Below are 20,314 nucleotides of genomic sequence, written 5' to 3'. Positions count from 1 at the left end.
ACGGAGCCTATCGGACTCGGTGCCAGCCGCACCCGTCACGCGCCGAGCAACAGCCCCGTGCGCACCGGCACCGTGCCCGTCACGCGGCCGAGCGGCGCACCGGCCGTCACGAAACGGATCGCGCGCCGCATATAGAACACCCCATCGGTCCCGCTCGAGATTGTCGTGATCGCATCCGTCAGCGGATCGACGATGTCGAACAGCGGATCGCCAGTGCGGATCGTCGCGCCGATCGCCGCACGGTGCACGAGAATCCCGCTCACCGGCGCGTAGAACTGCTCGCTGCCCGCGAGCGGCGTGGCCGGCGCGGCAAGCGGCGGCAGCGGCGCGCGTTCGCCCCGCACCGCGCCGCGCCACACCAGATAGTCGACGAGCGCATCGGCATCGCGTTCCGCATATTCATACGTCACGTCGCGCTGGCCGCGGCACTCGACCGTCACGGCCACGGTGCCGGCCGCCATCGGCGTGCCGTCCGGCAAGTGCTGCCGCAACTGCGACCACAGCAGGTGATGCGCATCGTCGAACGCATGCCCGCCGGAATCCTCGGCGAGCAGCGATACGTCCGCGCCGAGATAGTGCGCCAGCGGCTCGACCTCCGGCCACGCGGTGTCGCTCGTGTACACGTGCATCACCGCTTCGAGCGAACAATGCAGGTCGATCACGACATCGGCGTCATGCGACAGCTTCAGCAGCGCGCGCTGCAGCGCGTCGAATTCGGTGCGCGGCGCGATATCGTCGAGCGCCGCGCCGACGCATTCGCGCACGATCGCGCGATTGCGTTCGGGGTCATCGCCTAGCCGGTCGCGCGCACGCGCGGCGATTTCCGCGAGCGGCAGGAAGCCGCGATTGAAGTTGCGGCCGCTCGCGAGGTCGAAACGGCCGATGAATTGCCCGAGCAGATGATGATTGAGGCCGACCGGGTTCGCGACCGGCACGAGCACGATCCCGGCCGCGAGCCGGCCTTCGGCATCGAGCTGCGCGAGACGCTGCTTCAGCACGAACGCCGCGAGCATCGCAGGCGTCTCGTCCGCGTGCAGCGCGGCCTGCAGGTAGATCTTGCGGCCGGTATCGGCCGGCCCGAAATGAAAGCTCGTCAGCGTGCGCTGCGTGCCGATCGACGGCGACAGGAGCGGCGTGGTGCGAATCTGCATCGATGGTCTCGAACGGTTGAAAGCGAAGAAATCGGAGGAATCGGCGCGCACGGCACTCAGTCGCCGTACGGGTTGAAATCGAAGTACTGCTTCGCGATCCTGTCGTAGGTGCCGTCCTTCAGCATCGACGCGATCGCGCCGTCGATCGACGCCTTGAGCGCCGTGTCGGACTGCCGCATGCCGATACCGACACCGCGATCGCCCATGTCGAGCGGCGCGCCGACAAACGCGAAGCCCTTGCCGCGCGGCTGGCGCAGGAACCCGTAATCGGCTTCCACCGTGCCGAGCAGCGCGGCGTCGAGCCGGCCGTTGACGAGATCGGCGAACACGTCGTCCTGGCTCTTGTACGGCACCACGCCGACGCCGGCCGGCGCCCAGTGCGCAAGTGCCCACGATTCGAACTGCGTGCCCGACTGCACGCCGACGCGCTTGCCGGCCAGCGACGCCGCCGCGCTGTCGAGCCCGGTCCCGGGCCGCGCGACGAGCCGCGACTTGAAACGGAACAGCTTCGACGAGAACAGGATCTGCTTCTCGCGCTTCTCGGTGATCGCCATCGACGACAGGATCGCATCGATCTTGCGCGCCTGCAGCGCGGGGATCATCCCGGAGAACTCGAGCTCGACCCACTGGCAGCGCAGTTGCGCGCGACGGCAGATTTCGTTGCCGAGATCGACGTCGAAGCCCTTCAGGCTGCCGTCGGGCGCCTTCGCGTCCATCGGCGGATAGGTCGGGTCGATACCGAGGCGCACGACATGCGCGTCGAGCGCGCTGGCGGACGTGGCCGCCAATCCGATGCACAGGGAAACGAGCGGGACGAGGAAGCGTTTCATGGTCGACGGGAGGCAGGAAGAGGGGCAAACGGCATGAGCCGGACTGCCAGCGATCGTAGTGCGCACGCGCCGCCGCCGGAATCATCGGCTGCCTTATCATGATCACCAATTTCGATCACCGGCATCGCGCTTGCCCATGGCGTTCACGCTATCCCAGCTTCGCATCTTCCAGGCCGTCGTCGAGCACGGCAGCCTGCGCGCCGCGGCGCGCGCACTCGATCTCGCGCAAAGCGGCGTCACGCAGCAACTGCAAAGCCTCGAGGCGACGCTCGGCGCGACGCTGTTCACACGCACCAATCGCGGCATCGTGCCGACGGCCGTCGGCCAGCGACTGCTCGCGCGCTCCGGTTCGATCCTCGGCGAATGCGAGCAGGTCGAGCGGGAAATCCGGCAACTGAGCGGCGCATACGAAGGCACCGTCACGCTCGGACTCGTCACCGAACCCCTGATCGACGCGTTCGCGCCCGTGCTGACCGCGTTTCGCGCGCGCTTCGACAAGGTCGACGTGCACCTGCGCACCGGCACGTCGAGAATGATGATCGGCTGGCTGCGCGAAAGTGCGATCGATTTCGCGATCTCGCACGTCGCGAAGCAGACCGACACGACCGACCTCGCGGTCACGCCGCTGCATGCGTCGGCGCCGGTGGTCGTGTGCCGCACCGGGCATCCGGCGATGCACGCGCAATCGCTCGCCGAACTGGCCGGCTACGCGTGGGTGTCCACGCGCTCGCCGAACCTGAGCGCCGACCCGGTCGTCAACCGGCTGCTCGCGTACTTCGACGCGCATGGCCAGCCACCGCCGAAGATTCTCGCGACCGTCGAAGGGATGTTCGAGACGCTGCAGCTCGTCACGCAGACCGATTGCCTTGCGCTCGAAACCGAAGCCATCACGCGGCATGGGCCGTTCGCCGGCGCGCTCGCCAAGGTGCCCGTGCGCGAGCAGGCGGAATCGCAGGACGTCTGCCTGCTGCAGCGCGCGGCCGTGCCGCTGGCGCCGGCCGCGCAGGAACTGGCGACGATGCTCGCGTCGTATCTGAGGATGGTGCGCGGGCGGTAGGCGCGTATTGCCGCTTGCCTCCGCCGCCCGTCGCCGGACGCCCGAGGCACCGCACGTCAGTCCATCGACTCCTGCGCCGTCTCGCGCAGCATCGCGACCGCGATCAGCGACAGCACCACGCACGCGGCCACGTAGCCGGCCGGCGCGAGCTTGCTGCCGGTCGTCTTCACGAGCCCGGTCGCGATCAGCTGCGCGGTGCCGCCGAAGATCGTCACCGCGAGCGCATACGCGATCGAGATGCCCGTCGCGCGCACATGGCGCGGCAGCGACTCGCACATCAGCGCCATCTCCGACGCCGAGCCGAGCGAATAGAACAGCAGCATCAGTGCGGTCAGCGGCAGGATCACCGACAGCGTCGGATGATGGTTCATCAGCCAGAACGCCGGGAACAGCAGCACGACCAGCACGCCGCGGCCGACGAAGATCGGCACGCGCCGGCTGCCGATCCGGTCCGACAGCAAGCCGAACAGCGGGCACGTGACCAGCATCACGCAACCCGATGCAACGCCGACGAACATCGACAGCTTCATCGGCAGGCCGAGCGTGTGGATCGCATAGGTCGGCATGTAGAAGGTCAGGATGTAGGTCGACACCGTGCCGCCCATCACCGTGAGCATCAGCAGCAGCACCGTGCGCGTGTGCTTCGAGAACAGCTCGTGCAGCACGCCGCGCTCGATGCCGTGATGGCTGTCGCCGGGCGCATCGTCCGCGAGCCGGCGGCGCAGATACATGCCGACCGGCGCGATCAGCACGCCGACGAGGAACGGCAGCCGCCAGCCCCAGCTTTCCAGCGCATCCTTGGTCATCGTGTTCGACAGCAGCGCCGCGAAACCCGAGCCCATCAGCGCGGCGCCGCCCTGCGTCGCGAGCTGCCAGCTTGCGCGGAACGCGCGGCGGGACGTGCCGCCCTGTTCGAGCAGCGTCGTGGTCGCCGCGCCGAATTCGCCGCCCTGCGAGAAGCCCTGCATCAGCCGCGCGAACACGACGAGCAGCGGCGCGGCCATGCCGACCTGCGCATACGTCGGCGCGATCGCGATCAGGCCCGTGCCGAGCGCCATCAGCATGATCGTCAGGTTCAGCGCGGCCTTGCGCCCCTTGCGGTCCGCGTAGACGCCGAGCACGACGCTGCCGAGCGGCCGCGTGAAGAAGCCGGCGGCGAACGTCGCGACCGACAGCAGCAGCGACGTGGTCGGATCGCTCGACGGGAAGAACAGCTTGCCGATCAGCACCGCAAAAAAGCCGTACACGGTGAAATCGAAGAATTCCAGCCAGTTGCCGATCACGGCCGCCGCGATCGCACCGCGCCGCGTGACGGCGGGCGCGCCGGTTGCGCCGGTTTCGACGGCCCTCGTCGATGCGGGGTGCAGCGCGAGATGGTCTTTCTGCATCGTTTTATGCTCCTCTCAATGCGGCCGGAAGCGCCGGCCGCGCGCCACCGCGATCACTGCCCCAGGTAACGCTCCACGAGACGCGTCCAGAACGCCGCGCCGATCGGCAGGTTGCGATCGTTGAAGTCGTATTTCGGGTTGTGCACCATGCAGCCGTCCTCGCCTTCGCCGTTGCCGAGCCGCACGAACGAGCCCGGCCGCTGCTGCAGCATGAACGCGAAATCCTCGCTGCCCATCAGCAGGTCGGTCTGCTCGACCACGTGCGCATCGCCGACGAGCTCGCGCGCGACCTGCGCGGCGAAATCCGTTTCGGCATCCGTATTGACGACGACCGGGTAGCCTTCGATGTACTCGACGTTCGCGCTCGCGCCGTAGCTCGCGGCCTGCGTTTCGGCCAGCTCGACGATGCGGCGCTTGAGCAGCGCGCGCACGTCGGGGCTGAACGAGCGCACGCTGAGTTCGAGGCGCGCGCCGTTCGGAATCACGTTGTTCGCGGTGCCCGCGTGCATCGAGCCGACCGTGACGACCGCCGGCTGCGCGGGGTCGACGTTGCGCGCGACGATCGTCTGCAGCGCCATCACGATGCTCGCCGCGACGACGACCGGGTCGACCGTCAGGTGCGGCCGCGCCGCGTGGCCGCCGACGCCTTCGATCGTGATGATCGCCTTGTCGCCGGCCGACATGAACGGGCCGCGCCGCGTGAGGAAGACGCCGGGCGCCGCGCCCGGATGGTTGTGCATGCCGAACACGGCGTCGCACGGGAAGCGTTCGAACAGGCCGTCGTCGATCATCTTCTTCGCGCCGCTGTCGACGCCGTGTTCTTCCGCCGGCTGGAAATACAGGTGCACGGTGCCGGAGAAGTTGCGCGTCTTCGCCAGATGCTGCGCGGCGCCGAGCAGCATCGTCGTGTGGCCGTCGTGGCCGCACGCGTGCATCTTGCCGTGCGTGCCGCTTGCATAAGGCAGGCCCGTCGCCTCGACGATCGGCAGCGCATCCATGTCGGCGCGAATGCCGATGCTGCGCGTGCCGTCGCCCACGCGCAGCGTGCCGACGACGCCCGTCTTGCCGACCCCGCGCGTCACCTGCCAGCCCCATTGCTCGAGCTTGTCCGCGACGAGCGCGGCGGTGTCATGCTCTTCGTACGCGAGTTCGGGATGGTGATGGATGTGGTGACGGATCTCGCGCAGCCCGCCGGCGGCGGGCAGCAGATCCTCGATTTCGGTGAAACGGACGTCGGTGGTCATCAAGCGGCTCCTGCTGAGTGTCAGCGTGTCAGCCGCACGCGGACGGTGCGTGCGGGAAAGCGAGCCACTATATCGAGCCGATATCCGTTCAATAAGATGCGGAATTTTTCACCGCGATAAGGTTTATTAATCAGGGTTAGTACGGGGGGGCGATCGCGTATCGCGCCCCGTCACGGTGGCCGGTATCTGCTTGTCCGGCTGCTCGCATCGGACCTGCCGCTACGCACGGCCCGCGCCGCCGCGCGGGCAGCGCACTGCCGCGCTCACTACACGCGCTTCAACGCCTCCAGCCCCGCCGGCAGTTGCGCATCCGGAAACTGTGTCGACAGCGTCGCATCGCGCCACCGCGCCGCTTCTTCCGCGCGCTGCGTTTCCGCCTGTTCGCACACGAACAGCGCATCGCCGCCGAGCAGCAGACGCATCGGCACGTCGTCGCGACGCGACAGCTCGACGATCAGCTTCGCGATCCGCACCGGATCGCCGACCTCGCGGCCGCCATACGCGCCGAGCAGCTCGAGAATCTTCCCGACCGACGGCTCATAGTCGGGCAGCAGGTCGTCGATGCCACGCTTCGCCTGCGCGGCCCAGTCGGTCCGCATCCCACCGGGCTCGAGCGTGCACACGCGCACGCCGAACGGCGCGACTTCCTTCGACAGCACGTCGCTGAACCCGCCGACCGCCCACTTCGCCGCCTGGTACGCGGACAAACCGGGCGTCGACGTGCGCCCGCCGACCGACGACACCTGGAAGATGTGCCCCGCGCGCTGCGCGCGCATCGTCGGCAGCACCGCGCGCGTCAGGTTGATCACACCGAACAGGTTCGTTTCGATCTGGTCGCGGAAGTCATCGGCGCCCATCTGCTCGAACGGCGCCGTATGGCCGTAACCCGCGTTGTTCACCAGCACGTCGATGCGGCCGAACGCTTCGCGTGCCGCCGCGACAGCCTGCGCGGCCGCCGCTTCGTCGGTGACGTCGAGCGCGACCTGCAGCAGCCGGTCGCCATGACGCTCGGCCAGATCGGCCAGCCGCACGGGATCGCGCGCACCGGCCACCAGCCGGTCTCCCGCCGCCAGCACCGCTTCCGAAATCGCTCGCCCAAGACCGCGCGCGGCCCCTGTTACCAGCCAGACTTTCGACATTTTTCCGCTCCTCGAAAAGATGAAACCACCAAAATGAATGATTACTCACTCATTAATATCGACGATGCATCGATGATTCGCGCGATGCGTCGTCCTGCCTGAAACCGTCCTGCCTTCCGTCGCACGGCACACGGCACACGCACTGCCTATGCCGTCACGACTGCCAACCCTTCCGTCACATCGTTCGCCTCACGCTCACACCACGTGCAGCACAGCCCACAACGCCCGAAACCCGGCTTCCCGGTACGCATCGGCCCGCGCAGGATCGCGCGCGACCGACTCCATCGCCGTTTCCGCAATCGACGTAAACAGCGCCGCGCAGAACGCATGCGCCTCGTCGGGTTCCAGCCCGCGCGACGCGACGATCTGCTCGCGCAGCAGCGAGCGGATCGTGCCGAAGCCTTCGGCGCCGGCCGCGCGATGCGCGTCGTCGATGCGCCCGCTCACGCCGAGCTGCTGCAGCGCGCGCCGCCCGTCCGGATTCGCAACGCCCCACGACACATAGCCGTTCCACGCATGCCGCACGGCCTGCTCGGCCGCCGCGCCCTCCGGAAAGCCGGTCATCATCGCTTCGCGCATCCCGGCCTTCAGGCTCAGATACAGCGCGTTCAGCAACGCGTCCTTGGTCTCGAAGTACGTGAACACCGTGCCTTCCGCCACGCCGGCAAGCCGCGCAATGCGCGCGGTCGTCGCGGTCGCGCCGTCCTCCGCGAGCGCGCGGGCGGCGGCGGCGAGGATGGCGTCGTGCTTGTCGGGACTGCGCGGTCGGGCCACGTTCGATTCCTTTAATGAGTGAGCGCTCAATCATAATCAAGCCGCCCGACGGAATGCAAGCCCTGTTACATCTGGGGGAACGCATACGCAATCCATCAAAACCGTGCACTATTATCGTTTTGCCGTACCGGTGCCGGCACATCGGCGCCCGATGCCCTCGACGTTCGTTTCACGTTCACCGTTTCAAACCGCGAACCTCCCATGACGAATCAACCTACCCAGACCGCGGCCGACCGGCCCGTCGACATGATCATCTTCGGCGGCGGCGGCGACCTGGCCGCCCGCAAGCTGTTGCCCGCGCTGTACATGGCGCACCTGCACTGCAACCTTCCGCCCGAAACGCGCATCATCGCCGTCGGCCGCCGCGACTGGGGCATCGACGGTTATCGCAAGTTCATGGAAGAGCAGTCGCGCCCGTTCATCGACGAGAAGGCGTTCAACGCCGACGCGTGGAGCCGTTTCCTCGACCTGTTCAAGTACGTGCTGATCGACGTGAGCGCACCGGACGACTACCTGCGGCTCGCCGAAGCGGCGCGCGGCGATGCGATCCGCGTGTTCTACCTGTCGACGTCGCCGGAGCTGTTCACGACGATCTGCGACAACCTGTCGGCCGCGCGCCTCGTCGACGCGCGCTCGCGCGTCGTCCTCGAAAAGCCGCTCGGCCACGATCTCGCATCCGCGAAGGCGATCAACGATGCGGTCGGCAAGCACTTCGAGGAATCGCAGATCTATCGGATCGACCACTATCTCGGCAAGGAAACCGTGCAGAACCTGATGGTGCTGCGCTTCGGCAATCCGATCTTCGGGCCGCTGTGGCAGGCGCCGAACATCCGCAGCGTGCAGATCACGGTCGCGGAAACGGTCGGCGTCGGCAGCCGCGCGGGCTTCTACGACCATACGGGCGCGCTGCGCGACATGGTGCAGAACCACCTGCTGCAGCTGCTGTGCATCGTCGCGATGGAGCCGCCCGTGTCGCTCGACCCGGACGCGGTGCGCGACGAGAAGCTGAAGGTGCTGCGCTCGCTGCGGCCGATGGCGCTGTCGGACGTCGCGCGCGAAACGGTGCGCGGCCAGTACACGGCCGGCGCGGTCGACGGCCAGCCGGTCAAGGGCTATCTCGAGGAAGACAACGTGCCGGCGGACAGCCGCGCGGAAACCTTCGTCGCGCTGCGCGCGCACATCAACAACTGGCGCTGGGCGAACGTGCCGTTCTTCCTGCGCACGGGCAAGCGGCTGCAGCGCCGCCAGTCGGAAATCGTGATCGAGTTCGCGGACATGCCGTTCTCGATCATCCCGACCGGGCCGCGCCATTACGGCAACCGCCTCGTGATCCAGCTCCAGCCGGAAGAGTCGATCCAGTTGCAGATGCTCGCGAAGGAACCGGGCAGCGGGATGAACATGGTGCCCGTGAGCCTGAACCTCGACCTGCAGCAGGCGATTCCGGAGCGGCGCGCGGAAGCGTACGAACGGCTGCTGATCGACGTGATCCGCGGCCGCCTCACGCACTTCATGCGCCGCGACGAACTCGAAGCCGCATGGTCGTGGGTCGAGCCGATCCTCGACGGCTGGAAGCAGCTCGGCGACCGGCCGCGCCTGTACACGTCCGGCACGTTCGGGCCTGCGGCCTCGTCGGCGCTGCTCGCACGCGACGGCATGTCCTGGTCCGAAGAGGCGTAACCGACGTACGACGGCGTGCCGCCACGCGGCACGCCGGGCCAATCGGGGCGTATGCCCGCCCCGCCTTTCTCCGTCTTCCTCCGTCTCCCCCCGCAGGCCGCCCGCCGCCGCTACCGCGGCGCCAGCCACGCGGCCTTGCGCCGCGCCGGCGCATCGCTGCCGCTGCCGCCGCCCAGCACCTCGATCATGTAGTCGACGAACGACGCGATCCGCGACGAGATCGCGGTATTGCGGTAGTACACCGCATGGATCGGCTGCTCGACGTCGAGCGTCTGGCGCGCGAGCACCTGCACGAGCCGCCCGGCTTCGCGATCCTGCGCGGTCATGAAATCCGACAGGCAGACGATGCCCGCGCCGTCCAGCGCGAGCTGCCGCAGCGTCTCGCCGCTCGACGACCAGATGCCCGGCTCGATGCGGCACGGCTCGCCGTCGGTGCCGAGGATCGGCCACACGTTCAGCGATTCGGGCTGCGTGAAGCCGACCAGCGTGTGCTTGCCGAGATCCTCGACCTTGCGCGGCTGGCCGTGCGCTTCGACATACGCGGGGCTCGCGAGGATGCGCAGCCGGCTGTTGCCGATGCGCCGGCTGTGCAGCGTCGAATCCTTCAACCGGCCGATCCGGATCGCGACATCGGTGCGCCGCTCGAGCAGGTCGATGATCCCTTCGTTGCTGTTCAGCTCCAGTTCGACTTTCGGGAAGCGTTCGCGGTAGCCGCGCACGAGCGGCACGATCACGTGCAGCATGAACGGCGTCGCGGCGTCGACGCGCAGGCGCCCCGACGGCATCTCGCGGCGCGCGAGCATCTGCTCCTCAGCGTTCTCGACCGATTCGATGATCGCGCGCGCGTCCTGCAGGAACGCGCGCCCTTCCTCGGTCAGTTCGAGCCGCCGCGTGGTCCGGCGCAGCAGCGTGGTCTTCAGCTTCTCCTCGAGCCGCGCGAGCGTGCGGCTGGTGGCCGAAACCGTGAGGTCGAGCTGCTGCGCGGCAGCGGTGATCGAACCGGTGTCGACCACGGCCGCAAAGGCCTGGAGTTCGTCGAGCGTGACTTTCATTGTTGATTTGAAATCAAAACAATTTGGTTTATAGACCAGTTTTTCCGCAAAAGTAAAGGCGCCACACTGCGATCCGTCCTCACTGGAACCCGGATCCCATCATGCCACTCGCCCTGCTTGCGCTGACCATCAGCGCGTTTGCCATCGGCACCACCGAATTCGTGATCGTCGGGCTGATTCCGACGATGGGCGCCGACCTCGGCGTCAGCCTGCCGTCGGCCGGCCTGCTCGTCAGCCTGTACGCGCTGAGCGTCGCCATCGGCGCGCCGCTCCTCACCGCGCTCACCGGCCGCGTGCCGCGCAAGACGCTGCTCGCCGCACTGATGGCGCTCTTCACCGTCGGCAACCTCGTCGCATGGCAGGCGCCCGGCTACGAATCGCTGATCGTCGCGCGCATCCTCACCGGCCTCGCACACGGCGTGTTCTTCTCGGTCGGGTCGATCATCGCGACCACGCTCGTGCCGAAGGACAAGGCGGCCAGCGCGATCGCGACGATGTTCAGCGGGATGACCGTCGCGTTCGTCGCCGGCATTCCGCTCGGCACCTTCATCGGCCAGCACTTCGGCTGGCGCGCGACGTTCCTGATCGTCGCGCTGTTCGGCCTCGTCGCGTTCCTTGGCGCGGTCGCATTCGTGCCGCGCGGGCTGCCGCAAACGCCGCCGGCGCCGCTCGCCCGCCAGCTCCGCGTGCTCGCGCAGCCGCGCCTGCTGCTCGTCTTTGCGATGACGGCCGTCGGCTACGGCGGCTCGCTGATCGCGTTCACGTACATGGCACCGCTGCTCGAACAGATCGCCGGCTTCACGCCGTCGCAGGTCAGCCTCGTGCTCGTCGGCTACGGCGTGTCGGTCGCGTTCGGCAACGTGTGGGGCGGCAAGCTCGCGGACGCCGTCGGCCCCGTGAAGGCGCTCAAGCGGATCTTCCTGCTGCTCGCGATCGTGCTGCTCGCGCTGACCTTCACGATCCACGTCAAATGGCTCGCGGTGCTGACGATGCTCGCGTGGGGCGCGGTCGCGTTCGGCAACGTGCCGGGGCTGCAGGTGTACGTCGTCAAGCAGGCGCGCCACTTCGCGCCGGACGCCACCGACGTCGCATCGGGCTTCAACATCGCCGCGTTCAACCTCGGCGTTGCCGGCGGCTCGTCGCTCGGCGGCCTGATCGTCGCGAACGTCGGCCTCGGCCACACGCCGTGGATCGCCGCGGTCGTCACGCTCGGCGCGTTCGCGCTCACCGCACTGAGCGGCCGTCTCGACCGCCACCACGGGCTGCCGGAACGCACGGCCGAACCCGTCGAACTCGCCCATTGAACGTCACCTTTTGCAGGAGCTGATCAGCATGAACGCATCGACCCAGCGTCCGCCGTTCGCCGGCAGGACCTTCGAAGTCCGTTACGACGGCCTCGCCGCGCTCAACGCGTACGACGAGGACGGCCGCCGCATGCGCTACGAAATCACCGAAGGCGCCTACGCCGGCGCGAAGGGCGAAGTCGCCTGCACGTGGCAGCACATCGCCGGCGAAACCTACGCGATCTCGTGGCAGGAAGCCGACCGCGCGACGGTCGTGCACATCGACGATTTTGCCGCCGGCACGTCGCGCGCGTTCTTCACCGCGTCGTCGCTCGATTTCCATCGGCTCGAAGGCAGCCTGCGCGCGGTTTGAACGGAGCCCGACCATGTCCACTTCTCTCGACACACTCGCCGACGGCGGCTTCAGCGTCGGCATCGAACTGCCGCTCGACAACGACTGGTCGCCGGCCGGCGACGCAAAGCGCCAGCATGACGGCCGCCGCCCCGGCGTGCCCGACCTCGCCATCCACGCGGAGCTCGCGCAACTGGCCGACACGCTCGGCTTCCGCGCGCTCTGGGTGCGCGACGTGCCGGTGTACGACCCGTCGTTCGGCGACGCCGCGCAGGTGTTCGAAACGTTCTCGTATCTCGGCTACCTCGCCGGCATCACGCGCGACATCCTGCTCGGCACGGCGGCCGTCGTGCTGCCGCTGCGCGAACCGCTGCTGACGCTGAAATCGGCCGCGACGATCCAGGAACTGAGCGGCGGCCGCCTGCTGCTCGGCGTCGCGAGCGGCGACCGTCCCGTCGAATATCCGCTGTTCGGCCGCGACTTCGCGTCGCGCGGCGCGAATTTCCGCGACCAGATCGCACTGCTGCGCGACGGCGCGCGCGGACACCTGCCGCCCGGCCTCGACGTGCTGCCCGCGGCCCGTTCGCCGGTGCCGCTGCTCGTCGCGGGCCTCGCGCAGCAGACGCCCGCATGGATCGGCGAGCACATGGACGGCTGCCTCGCGTATCCGGGCACGCCGGCCGACCACGCGCAGCGCGCCGCGAACTGGCGCGCGGTGGCAGGCGACAAGCCGTACGTGAGCTTCATCCACCTCGACCTCGCGGAAGACCCGCACGAACCGCTGCAGCGGCACCGCTTCGGCGCCCGCGCGGGACGCATCGCGCTGACCGAGGAACTCGCGGCGATGCGCGACGCCGGCGTGCGGCACATCGGCCTGCATTTCCGCCGCAACCGCCGCCCACTCGACGAGACGATGGCCGAGATCGCAGCGGAGGTGCTGCCGGCGTTCCATGCGAATGCGAGCACGCAAACGCGCGTCGCATAAGGCCGGCGACGGCCCGCTGCGGGCCCGGTTCACGACCGATATTTGAATTCAAATCAAATATTTTTGACCTCTAAAGGCGTTTATCTCATCAGTCCCAAGCGCCAGAATGACTCGCATACCGCAACCGTTCCCCTCTCCCAGGAGCACACGATGAGCAAGATTCCCGCATTCGGCCTCGGCACTTTCCGCCTGCAAGGCCAGGTCGTCATCGACTCGGTCCTCAACGGCCTCGACGTCGGCTACCGCGCGATCGACACCGCGCAGATCTACGGCAACGAAGCCGAAGTCGGCGAAGCGATCGCCGCATCGGGCGTGCGCCGCGAAGACCTGTTCCTCACGACGAAGATCTGGGTCGACAACTACGCACCGGACAAGCTCGCGCCGAGCCTCGAAGAGAGCCTGCGCAAGCTGCGCACCGACCATGTCGACCTGACGCTGATCCACTGGCCGGCCCCGGGCAACGACATGTCGATCGACGCGTTCATGACCGCGCTGGCCGATGCGAAGGCCAAGGGCCTCACGCGCCGGATCGGCATCTCGAACTTCAACATCGCACTGACGAAGGAAGCGATCGCGGCCGTCGGCAAGGAGGCGATCGCAACGAACCAGATCGAACTGAGCCCGTACCTGCAGAACCGCAAGCTCGTCGAGTTCCTGAACGGCGAAGGCATCCACGTGACGTCGTACATGACGCTCGCGTACGGCAAGGTGCTCGGCGACCCGGTGATCGGCGCGATCGCGCAACGTCACGACGCGACGCCCGCACAGGTCGCACTCGCATGGGCGCTGCAGCTCGGCTTCTCGGTGATTCCGTCGTCGACGAAGCGCGAGAACCTCGCGAGCAACCTGCTCGCGCAGACGCTGCGCCTGACCGACGAAGACATGGCGCAGATCGCCGCGCTCGAACGCAACGGCCGCGAAGTCGACCCGGCCGGCCTCGCGCCGACGTGGGACTGACACGCCGCCCGCCATTCGACATTCGACCCGTCCGCGGCCAGCCGGCCGCGGCACCGACAGGAATTCATCATGACCCAGGACCCGCTTTTCCAACCGCTGCGACTCGGCGCGCTGACGCTGCCGAACCGCATCGTGATGCCGCCGATGACGCGTTCGCGCGCGAGCCAGCCCGGCGACGAAGCCAACGAACTGATGGCCGCGTATTACGCGCAGCGCGCGAGCGCGGGCCTGATCGTCAGCGAAGGCACCTATATCGCGCCGCTCGGCAAGGGCTACGCGTGGACGCCCGGCATCCACACGCCGTCGCAGGTCGCCGGCTGGCGCAAGGTGACGGACGCCGTGCATGCCGCGCACGGCCGCATCTTCGCGCAGCTGTGGCACGTCGGCCGGCTGAGCCACACGAGCCTGCTCGGCGGCCGGCAACCCGTGTCGTCGTCGCCGATCCAGGCGAAGGGCGTGAACGTGTTCGTCGCCGCGGAAGACGGCAGCACGCCGGGCTTCGTGCAGGCGTCCGAGCCGCGCGCGCTGACGATCGACGAGATCCGCGAGATCGTCGGCCAGTACCGCGCCGCCGCGCGCCACGCGATCGAAGCCGGCTTCGACGGCGTCGAGCTGCATGGCGCGAACGGCTATCTCGTGAACCAGTTCATCGACTCGAACGCGAACACGCGCACCGACGCGTACGGCGGCTCGCTGGAAAACCGGCTGCGCTTCCTGCGCGAAGTCGCGCAGGCGCTGATCGAAGGCACCGGCGACGCGTCGCGCGTCGGCATCCGCCTCGCGCCGCTGACCACGCTGAACGGCTGCGTCGACGACGATCCGGAAACGACCTACCTCGCCGCCGCGACGCTGCTCGGCGAACTCGGCGTCGGTTACCTGCACATCGCGGAAGCCGACTGGGACGACGCACCGCTGATGCCGGTCGAGTTCAAGCGGCAACTGCGCGCCGCGTACCCTGGCGTGCTGATCTATGCCGGCGCCTACACCGCCGAGCGAGCGCGCGATGCGATCGCCGCCGGCTGGGCCGACCTCGTCGCATTCGGCCGCCCGTTCGTCGCGAACCCCGACCTGCCCGAGCGCCTGCGCACCGGCGCGGTGCTCGCACCGCACGACCGCAACACGCTGTTCGGCGGCGGCGCACCGGGCCTCACCGACTATCCGACGCTCGCGCAAGCCGCCGCGTGAACGATCCACAGGAATCCGACATGAGAATCACGCTCCCTTCCCGCCTGGGTTTCGGCACGGCGCCGCTGGGCAACATGTATCGCGACATCCCGAACGAAGAAGCATTGGCCACGGTCGACGCGGCATGGGCAAGCGGTATCCGCTACTTCGACGCGGCACCGCTGTACGGCGCCGGCCTCGCCGAACTGCGCCTCGGCGAAGCGCTCGCCGGCCGTCCGCGCGACGAATATTCGCTCGGCACCAAGGTCGGCCGGCTGGTCCTCGACGAACACGAGGATGCGTCGCAACGCGATCTCGGCGAAAAGGGCGGCCTGTTCCGCCATGGCCTGCCGAACAAGATCGTCTACGACTACACCGAGGACGGTACGCTGCGCTCGATCGAAGCGAGCCTCGAGCGGCTGCGCACCGACCGGCTCGACACCGTGTGGATCCACGATCCGGCCATCGACTTTCATGGCGAGCGCTGGCTCGACGTGTTCGACGTCGCGATGTCGGGCGCGGCCAAGGCGCTCACGCGACTGCGCGACGAGAAGGTCATCAAGGGCTGGGGCCTCGGCGTGAACCGGATCGAACCGTGCGAGCTCGCACTCGAACGCGCGGATCCCGACGGCTTCCTGCTGGCCGGCCGCTACACGCTGCTCGACCATGCAGGCGCGCTCGAACGGCTGATGCCGGCAAGCGCCGCACGCGGGCTCGGCATCATCGTCGGCGGTCCGTACAACTCCGGCGTGCTCGCCGGCGGCACCCACTTCGAGTATCAGCCGGCGACGCAGGACATGCTCGATCGCGTCGCGCGCATCCGGCAGATCAGCGAACGGTTCGGTGTCGACGTCCGCGCGGTGGCGCTACAGTTCTCGCTCGCGCACCCGGCCGTCGCGGCCGTGATCCCCGGCGCGAGCCGGCCCGATCGCATCGACGAAAACCTGCGGCTCGCGTCGGCGCCGATTCCGGCCGCGCTGTGGGACGCGCTGAAGGCCGAGCGCCTGATCGCCGAACACGCGCCGACGCCGGCCGGCGCGGCCTGAGCCGGTTCCGCGCGACCGCCGCGACGAGCGGTCGCGCAGATCCATTTCGTGGCAATCGTGGCGACTATCGCCGCGATTGCCATTTCCGAATTGCAGCCTGCGCAATCGCCGTCTAACGTTTACGGGATCGACTCCGCACGACCGTCACCCGACCTGAAAGGACGCCCCGCGATGCCAAGCCGCTCCCCGAAACGCGACATGCTGCGGGCCCTTGTGGCCAGCCTATCCTTCGCCGCTTGCACCGTGCCGGCTTACGCCGACGATGCAGCCGGTCTCGCGCCGCCCCAGCCGGCGTCGCCGGTGCTGTCGACGACCGCGACCGGCGTGCAGATCTACTCATGCGAATACGACGCCGAACACCGGCTCGCGTGGGCGTTCCAGCGCCCGGAAGCGATGCTGTTCGACGCCAGCGGCGCGCTCGTCGTCCGGCACGGCGCGGGGCCGTCGTGGGAAACGCTCGACGGCAGCCGCATCACCGGCAAGAAGCTCGCGGAAGCGCCGAGCGCGCGCCCGGGCAGCATTCCGCAGCTCCTGCTCGCCGCGACGCCGGCCGCAACCGGCACGCTCGCCGGCGTGCGCTTCGTACAGCGGCTCGATACCGCGGGCGGCACGCCGCCGGAAGCGACGTGTGCGACCGAGCATGCGATCGGCCGCTTCCCGTATTTCGCGCGATACGTGTTCCTGAAGTAACGCGCGGCGGCGTCCCGAAGCGCGGACGCAGCCATCTCGTCGCTCGCCGCGCGTCCATTTGATCAGTTATCCTGCATTTACCGATCGGATGCCCGGCGTCTTCATCGTCATCGTTCCGGCTATGACACGATGCGCGCGCGTCAGCGCGTCCGCATCGACAGCTCGACGTCGCCGCCGAACGGGACCGACAGATAGCCGTTTTCCGGCGCGCGCACGTAGGCGAGGTAGTCGGGGCTGTATTCCGCGTTGTCGGCAATGACGAACGCGCCGGGCCGCAGCCGGCGCTCGACCAGCGCGAGCACGTCGGGATACAGCGCCTTCGCACCGTCGAGCAGCAGCAGGTCGACCGTGTCCGGGAGATCGGCGGCCAGCGTGCGCAGCGCATCGCCTTCGCGGATCTCGACGAGATCGGCCAGCCCGCCGGCCGCCAGGTTCTCGCGCGCCCGCGCGACCTTCGACGCTTCGAACTCGCTCGTGATCAGCCGGCCACCGCCGTTGTCGCGCAGCGCGGCCGCGAGATGCAGCGTCGAGATGCCGAACGACATGCCGAATTCGACGATCGCACGCGCGCCGCTGCTGCGCGCCAGCATGTACAGCAGCGTGCCCGTGTCGCGCGACACAGCCAGCGGAAAGTCCTTCAGGCGCGCATAGAAATCGACGTAGTCGGTCTTGCTGCACATCAGCCGCGCATGCTCGTCGTGCGTCATGCCGGCGAACGCCGGGCTCGTCGCGGGCGACGACGCGTCGGCCTCGTCGAACAGGCGGTCCAGCAGCGAGGCAAGCGGGTCGAGAATCAGGGTGGTCATGCGAATCTCCGGGATCGGGTTGAGTGCGTCGTTGCACCCGATTAGAATATGACGAACTATTCAGGTTTTACTATTCGCATTGGCAAACCGCTCATGACCGACCGCCGAAATGCCCGGATCGCCACGCGCAAACAGCCCCAGCAGGCGCGTTCGACCCGTCTCGTCGAAGACGTCCTCCAGGCCGCTGTTCAGGTTTTGGCGAGCGAAGGCGCGCAGCGCTTCACGATGGCGCGCGTCGCCGAGCGCGCCGGCGTGAGCGTCGGCTCGCTGTACCAGTACTTCCCGAACAAGGCGGCCGTGCTGTTCCGGCTGCAGCACGACGAATGGCGGCAGACGTCCGAGATGCTGTGCGGAATGCTGCAAGACACGCAGAAGACGCCGCCCGAGCGGCTGCGCACTGCCGTCCACGCGTTCATCCGTTCGGAATGCAACGAGGCGAGCATGCGCATCGCACTCGACGACGCCGCACCGCTCTATCGCGACGCCCCCGAGGCGCAGGCAGTGAAGGCCGAGAGCAACCGGATCTTCAGCGCGTTCATGCGCGAAGCGCTGCCCGGCGTGTCCGACACCACCCATGCGCTCGCCTGCGAGCTGATCAAGACGACGCTCACGACGGCCGGCAAGGCGTTCTCCGAAACCGAGCGCACGCCGGCGGAAATCGATGCCTATTCGACCGCGATGGCCGACATGTTCTGCGCGTATCTCGAGCATCTCGCCCGCCGTTAACGCCCGGACGAACGCGAGCGCCGCGCGCGCGACGCGCCGTATCGTCCGGATGCAGGTTGCGTGCGGCCGCGACGCGCGTCACGCACGCCCTGTTCCACCGGCCTTCACCGTCACAATGAAAGATTTTCGTAATACCCGATGCACCACCCGCTTCCGCCCTGCCCGCCGACCCCGCATTCAAATAATCGCCTTAACGGATTCGAACTAGGCGTATACACGCGTTCCGGCACGACGGAGCCCCGTCGCACGCCGATATAAGCGCTGCGACATGCGCTGCATGCTTTTCCCCCAATGGGACGTGATGGGCGGTTCGCCTAACCTTCGCTACGGCAAAGCACACGTGACGGGGTCGACCACACCACGCGTCGTACGACGCGACACCCTCGCGATCGTTTCGATTCGCACGTAACGACACGGATCACGCGTCATTCGTCCCCACGACGTTGCCGACAATCCCAACCAGATTCGAGACACCCTGACGACGGCTCGCAACGAGCCGTTTCAGCATGCTGATAAAGGAGCAAGCTCATGAGTGATACCCCGGTGCAGCCGACGGTCGGCGTCGGCGCGGAAGAAACTGACTTTGGCACCAAGGGAGTCATCGACCGGTACTTCGACATTTCGTCGCGCGGCAGCACGCAGCGCCGCGAAATCATTGCGGGCGTGACCACCTTCCTCGCGATGGTCTATTCCGTGTTCGTCGTGCCCGGCATGTTCGGCAAGGCCGGCTTCGACACGAGCGCCGTGTTCGTCGCGGTCTGCCTCACCACCGCGTTCGGCTCGCTGCTGATGGGCCTGTGGGCGAAGCTGCCGATCGCGATCGGCTGCGCGATCTCGCTGACCGCGTTCACCGCGTTCGGCCTCGTGCTCGGCAAGGGGCTGCATCCGACGGTCGCGCTCGGCGCCGTGTTCCTGATGGGCCTCGTGTTCACCGGCATCTCGGTCACCGGCGTGCGTTCGTGGATCCTGCGCAACCTGCCCGCGGGCGTCGCGCATGGCACCGGCATCGGCATCGGCCTGTTCCTGCTGCTGATCGCGTCGAACGACGTCGGCCTCGTGATCAAGAACCCCGGCGCCGGGCTGCCGGTCTCGCTCGGCCAGATCACTGCGTTCCCGGTCATCATGTCAGTCGTCGGCCTCGCCGCGATCTTCGGCCTCGAGAAGCGTCGCGTGCCGGGCGGCATCCTGCTCGTCGTGATCGCGATCTCGGTGTTCGGCCTCGTGTTCGATCCGGCCGTGAAGTACCACGGCATCTTCGCGCTGCCGTCGCTGAGCGCACCGGGCCACGCGTCGCTGATCGGCGCGATGGACATCAAGGGCGCGCTGTCGATGGCCGTGCTGCCGAGCGTGCTGGCGCTGGTGATGACCGCCGTGTTCGACGCGACCGGCACGATCCGCGCGGTCGCCGGGCAAGCCGGCCAGCTCGACGAGAACGGCCGCATCATCAACGGCGGCCGCGCGCTGACCGCCGATTCGCTCAGCTCGATCTTCTCCGGCTTCCTCGGCGGCGCGCCGGCGGCGGCCTACATCGAGTCGAGCGTCGGCGTCGCCGCGGGCGCGAAGACGGGCCTCGCAGCCGCCGTGGTCGGCCTGCTGTTCCTCGTCGTGATGTTCTTCTCGCCGCTCGCGGGCCTCGTGCCGTCGTACGCCACGGCACCGGCGCTGATGTACGTCGGCCTGCTGATGCTCGGCAGCGTGAGCAAGCTGCACATGGACGACATGGTCGATGCGATGTCGGGCCTCGTGTGCGCCGTGTTCATCGTGCTGACCGCGAACATCGTGACGGGCATCATGCTCGGCTTCTCGACGCTCGTGATCGGCCGCATTGCGAGCGGCGAATTCCGCAAGCTCAACGTCGGCACCGTGCTCATCGCGGCCGTGCTCGTCACGTTCTATCTCGGCGGCTGGGCAATCTGACCGCGGATCATGCGCGACGTCGCCGGCAGAAGGACGGCGCGCATCGGGACGACAACGTCTCCTCCACCATCATCGT

19 protein-coding genes are annotated in these 20,314 nt (G+C 68.0%); 11 read left to right on the top strand and 8 right to left on the bottom strand.

The annotated features are described in order from the left end of the window. Positions 1–35: 35 nt before the first annotated feature. Together R9B84_RS35920 and R9B84_RS35915 are read right to left on the bottom strand one after the other, a co-directional pair. The gene (locus R9B84_RS35920; protein WP_423762084.1) at positions 36–1,151 is read right to left on the bottom strand and encodes a succinylglutamate desuccinylase/aspartoacylase family protein; all 1,116 of its coding nucleotides are present in this window, start codon (positions 1,149–1,151) and stop codon (positions 36–38) included. A gap of 56 nt (positions 1,152–1,207) precedes the next feature. Continuing rightward, entirely contained in the window at positions 1,208–1,981 is a 774-nt protein-coding gene (locus R9B84_RS35915) for a transporter substrate-binding domain-containing protein (protein WP_423762083.1), read from the bottom strand. Between the two features lie 136 nt (positions 1,982–2,117). Between R9B84_RS35915 and R9B84_RS35910 the strand changes: the two genes are divergently transcribed. Continuing rightward, positions 2,118–3,038, top strand: a complete 921-nt coding sequence (locus R9B84_RS35910; protein ID WP_338640562.1) for a LysR family transcriptional regulator — start codon at positions 2,118–2,120, stop codon at positions 3,036–3,038. 56 nt (positions 3,039–3,094) lie between these two features. Here R9B84_RS35910 and R9B84_RS35905 read toward each other — a convergent pair whose 3' ends face one another. The 4 genes from R9B84_RS35905 to R9B84_RS35890 all read right to left on the bottom strand — a co-directional run bounded on the left by R9B84_RS35905 (position 3,095) and on the right by R9B84_RS35890 (position 7,583). After that, positions 3,095–4,426 (bottom strand): MFS transporter, encoded by a 1,332-nt coding sequence (locus tag R9B84_RS35905; protein ID WP_423762082.1) that lies wholly within the window; start codon positions 4,424–4,426, stop codon positions 3,095–3,097. Between the two features lie 53 nt (positions 4,427–4,479). After that, positions 4,480–5,670, bottom strand: a complete 1,191-nt coding sequence (locus R9B84_RS35900) for a M20 aminoacylase family protein (RefSeq protein ID WP_423762081.1) — start codon at positions 5,668–5,670, stop codon at positions 4,480–4,482. A 266-nt stretch (positions 5,671–5,936) separates the two neighbouring features. Further along, complete coding sequence (locus R9B84_RS35895; RefSeq protein ID WP_423762080.1) at positions 5,937–6,809, bottom strand: SDR family NAD(P)-dependent oxidoreductase; 873 nt, start codon at positions 6,807–6,809, stop codon at positions 5,937–5,939. Between the two features lie 195 nt (positions 6,810–7,004). Continuing rightward, positions 7,005–7,583, bottom strand: a complete 579-nt coding sequence (locus R9B84_RS35890) for a TetR/AcrR family transcriptional regulator (protein WP_423762079.1) — start codon at positions 7,581–7,583, stop codon at positions 7,005–7,007. Positions 7,584–7,784: 201 nt separating this feature from the next. Here R9B84_RS35890 and zwf point away from each other — a divergent pair, with 201 nt between their 5' ends. Beyond that, entirely contained in the window at positions 7,785–9,260 is a 1,476-nt protein-coding gene (gene zwf, locus R9B84_RS35885) for a glucose-6-phosphate dehydrogenase (protein WP_423762078.1), read from the top strand. Positions 9,261–9,370: 110 nt separating this feature from the next. Here zwf and R9B84_RS35880 read toward each other — a convergent pair whose 3' ends face one another. Further along, positions 9,371–10,312, bottom strand: a complete 942-nt coding sequence (locus tag R9B84_RS35880; protein WP_423762077.1) for a LysR substrate-binding domain-containing protein — start codon at positions 10,310–10,312, stop codon at positions 9,371–9,373. A 101-nt stretch (positions 10,313–10,413) separates the two neighbouring features. On the opposite strand from R9B84_RS35880, the gene R9B84_RS35875 reads away from it, so the two are divergent. The 7 genes from R9B84_RS35875 (at position 10,414) to R9B84_RS35845 (ending at position 16,789) form a co-directional block, all read left to right on the top strand. Beyond that, positions 10,414–11,616 (top strand): MFS transporter, encoded by a 1,203-nt coding sequence (locus R9B84_RS35875; RefSeq protein ID WP_423762076.1) that lies wholly within the window; start codon positions 10,414–10,416, stop codon positions 11,614–11,616. A gap of 28 nt (positions 11,617–11,644) precedes the next feature. Further along, positions 11,645–11,968: a MoaF-related domain-containing protein gene (locus R9B84_RS35870; protein ID WP_423762075.1), complete on the top strand. Its 324-nt coding sequence runs from the start codon at positions 11,645–11,647 to the stop codon at positions 11,966–11,968. Between the two features lie 13 nt (positions 11,969–11,981). After that, positions 11,982–12,932 carry an LLM class oxidoreductase gene (locus tag R9B84_RS35865; RefSeq protein WP_423762074.1) on the top strand — a complete coding sequence of 317 codons (951 nt, stop codon included), beginning with the start codon at positions 11,982–11,984 and terminating at the stop codon, positions 12,930–12,932. Between the two features lie 150 nt (positions 12,933–13,082). Beyond that, complete coding sequence (gene dkgB / locus R9B84_RS35860) at positions 13,083–13,889, top strand: 2,5-didehydrogluconate reductase DkgB (RefSeq protein WP_423762073.1); 807 nt, start codon at positions 13,083–13,085, stop codon at positions 13,887–13,889. 69 nt (positions 13,890–13,958) lie between these two features. Next, positions 13,959–15,074 (top strand): alkene reductase, encoded by a 1,116-nt coding sequence (locus tag R9B84_RS35855; protein ID WP_423762072.1) that lies wholly within the window; start codon positions 13,959–13,961, stop codon positions 15,072–15,074. A 20-nt stretch (positions 15,075–15,094) separates the two neighbouring features. Continuing rightward, positions 15,095–16,099 carry an aldo/keto reductase gene (locus tag R9B84_RS35850; protein WP_423762071.1) on the top strand — a complete coding sequence of 335 codons (1,005 nt, stop codon included), beginning with the start codon at positions 15,095–15,097 and terminating at the stop codon, positions 16,097–16,099. A gap of 171 nt (positions 16,100–16,270) precedes the next feature. After that, positions 16,271–16,789, top strand: coding sequence for a DUF3455 domain-containing protein (locus R9B84_RS35845; RefSeq protein WP_423762070.1), 519 nt, complete (start codon positions 16,271–16,273; stop codon positions 16,787–16,789). Between the two features lie 140 nt (positions 16,790–16,929). On the opposite strand, the gene R9B84_RS35840 is transcribed toward R9B84_RS35845, so the two are convergent. After that, the gene (locus R9B84_RS35840; RefSeq protein ID WP_423762069.1) at positions 16,930–17,595 is read right to left on the bottom strand and encodes an O-methyltransferase; all 666 of its coding nucleotides are present in this window, start codon (positions 17,593–17,595) and stop codon (positions 16,930–16,932) included. A gap of 48 nt (positions 17,596–17,643) precedes the next feature. On the opposite strand from R9B84_RS35840, the gene R9B84_RS35835 reads away from it, so the two are divergent. Beyond that, on the top strand, positions 17,644–18,321 hold the full coding sequence (locus tag R9B84_RS35835) for a TetR family transcriptional regulator (RefSeq protein WP_423762068.1): 678 nt from the start codon (positions 17,644–17,646) through the stop codon (positions 18,319–18,321). 528 nt (positions 18,322–18,849) lie between these two features. Then, on the top strand, positions 18,850–20,238 hold the full coding sequence (locus tag R9B84_RS35830) for an NCS2 family permease (protein ID WP_047902301.1): 1,389 nt from the start codon (positions 18,850–18,852) through the stop codon (positions 20,236–20,238). The last annotated feature ends 76 nt before the right edge of the window (positions 20,239–20,314 follow it).

This window comes from Burkholderia sp. NLJ2 (assembly GCF_049487195.1).
Classification (GTDB): domain Bacteria; phylum Pseudomonadota; class Gammaproteobacteria; order Burkholderiales; family Burkholderiaceae; genus Burkholderia; species Burkholderia pyrrocinia.
Note: the sequence above shows the minus strand (reverse complement) of the source record. Positions and strands in the feature narration are given on the sequence as shown.

Coding starts and splice junctions, on each gene's coding strand:
- R9B84_RS35920 (WP_423762084.1), bottom strand. CDS start 1,151: ATGCAGATTCGCACCACGCCGCTCCTGTCGCCGTCGATCGGCACGCAG.
- R9B84_RS35915 (WP_423762083.1), bottom strand. CDS start 1,981: ATGAAACGCTTCCTCGTCCCGCTCGTTTCCCTGTGCATCGGATTGGCG.
- R9B84_RS35910 (WP_338640562.1), top strand. CDS start 2,118: ATGGCGTTCACGCTATCCCAGCTTCGCATCTTCCAGGCCGTCGTCGAG.
- R9B84_RS35905 (WP_423762082.1), bottom strand. CDS start 4,426: ATGCAGAAAGACCATCTCGCGCTGCACCCCGCATCGACGAGGGCCGTC.
- R9B84_RS35900 (WP_423762081.1), bottom strand. CDS start 5,670: ATGACCACCGACGTCCGTTTCACCGAAATCGAGGATCTGCTGCCCGCC.
- R9B84_RS35895 (WP_423762080.1), bottom strand. CDS start 6,809: ATGTCGAAAGTCTGGCTGGTAACAGGGGCCGCGCGCGGTCTTGGGCGA.
- zwf (WP_423762078.1), top strand. CDS start 7,785: ATGACGAATCAACCTACCCAGACCGCGGCCGACCGGCCCGTCGACATG.
- R9B84_RS35880 (WP_423762077.1), bottom strand. CDS start 10,312: ATGAAAGTCACGCTCGACGAACTCCAGGCCTTTGCGGCCGTGGTCGAC.
- R9B84_RS35875 (WP_423762076.1), top strand. CDS start 10,414: ATGCCACTCGCCCTGCTTGCGCTGACCATCAGCGCGTTTGCCATCGGC.
- R9B84_RS35870 (WP_423762075.1), top strand. CDS start 11,645: ATGAACGCATCGACCCAGCGTCCGCCGTTCGCCGGCAGGACCTTCGAA.
- R9B84_RS35865 (WP_423762074.1), top strand. CDS start 11,982: ATGTCCACTTCTCTCGACACACTCGCCGACGGCGGCTTCAGCGTCGGC.
- dkgB (WP_423762073.1), top strand. CDS start 13,083: ATGAGCAAGATTCCCGCATTCGGCCTCGGCACTTTCCGCCTGCAAGGC.
- R9B84_RS35855 (WP_423762072.1), top strand. CDS start 13,959: ATGACCCAGGACCCGCTTTTCCAACCGCTGCGACTCGGCGCGCTGACG.
- R9B84_RS35850 (WP_423762071.1), top strand. CDS start 15,095: ATGAGAATCACGCTCCCTTCCCGCCTGGGTTTCGGCACGGCGCCGCTG.
- R9B84_RS35845 (WP_423762070.1), top strand. CDS start 16,271: ATGCCAAGCCGCTCCCCGAAACGCGACATGCTGCGGGCCCTTGTGGCC.
- R9B84_RS35840 (WP_423762069.1), bottom strand. CDS start 17,595: ATGACCACCCTGATTCTCGACCCGCTTGCCTCGCTGCTGGACCGCCTG.
- R9B84_RS35835 (WP_423762068.1), top strand. CDS start 17,644: ATGACGAACTATTCAGGTTTTACTATTCGCATTGGCAAACCGCTCATG.
- R9B84_RS35830 (WP_047902301.1), top strand. CDS start 18,850: ATGAGTGATACCCCGGTGCAGCCGACGGTCGGCGTCGGCGCGGAAGAA.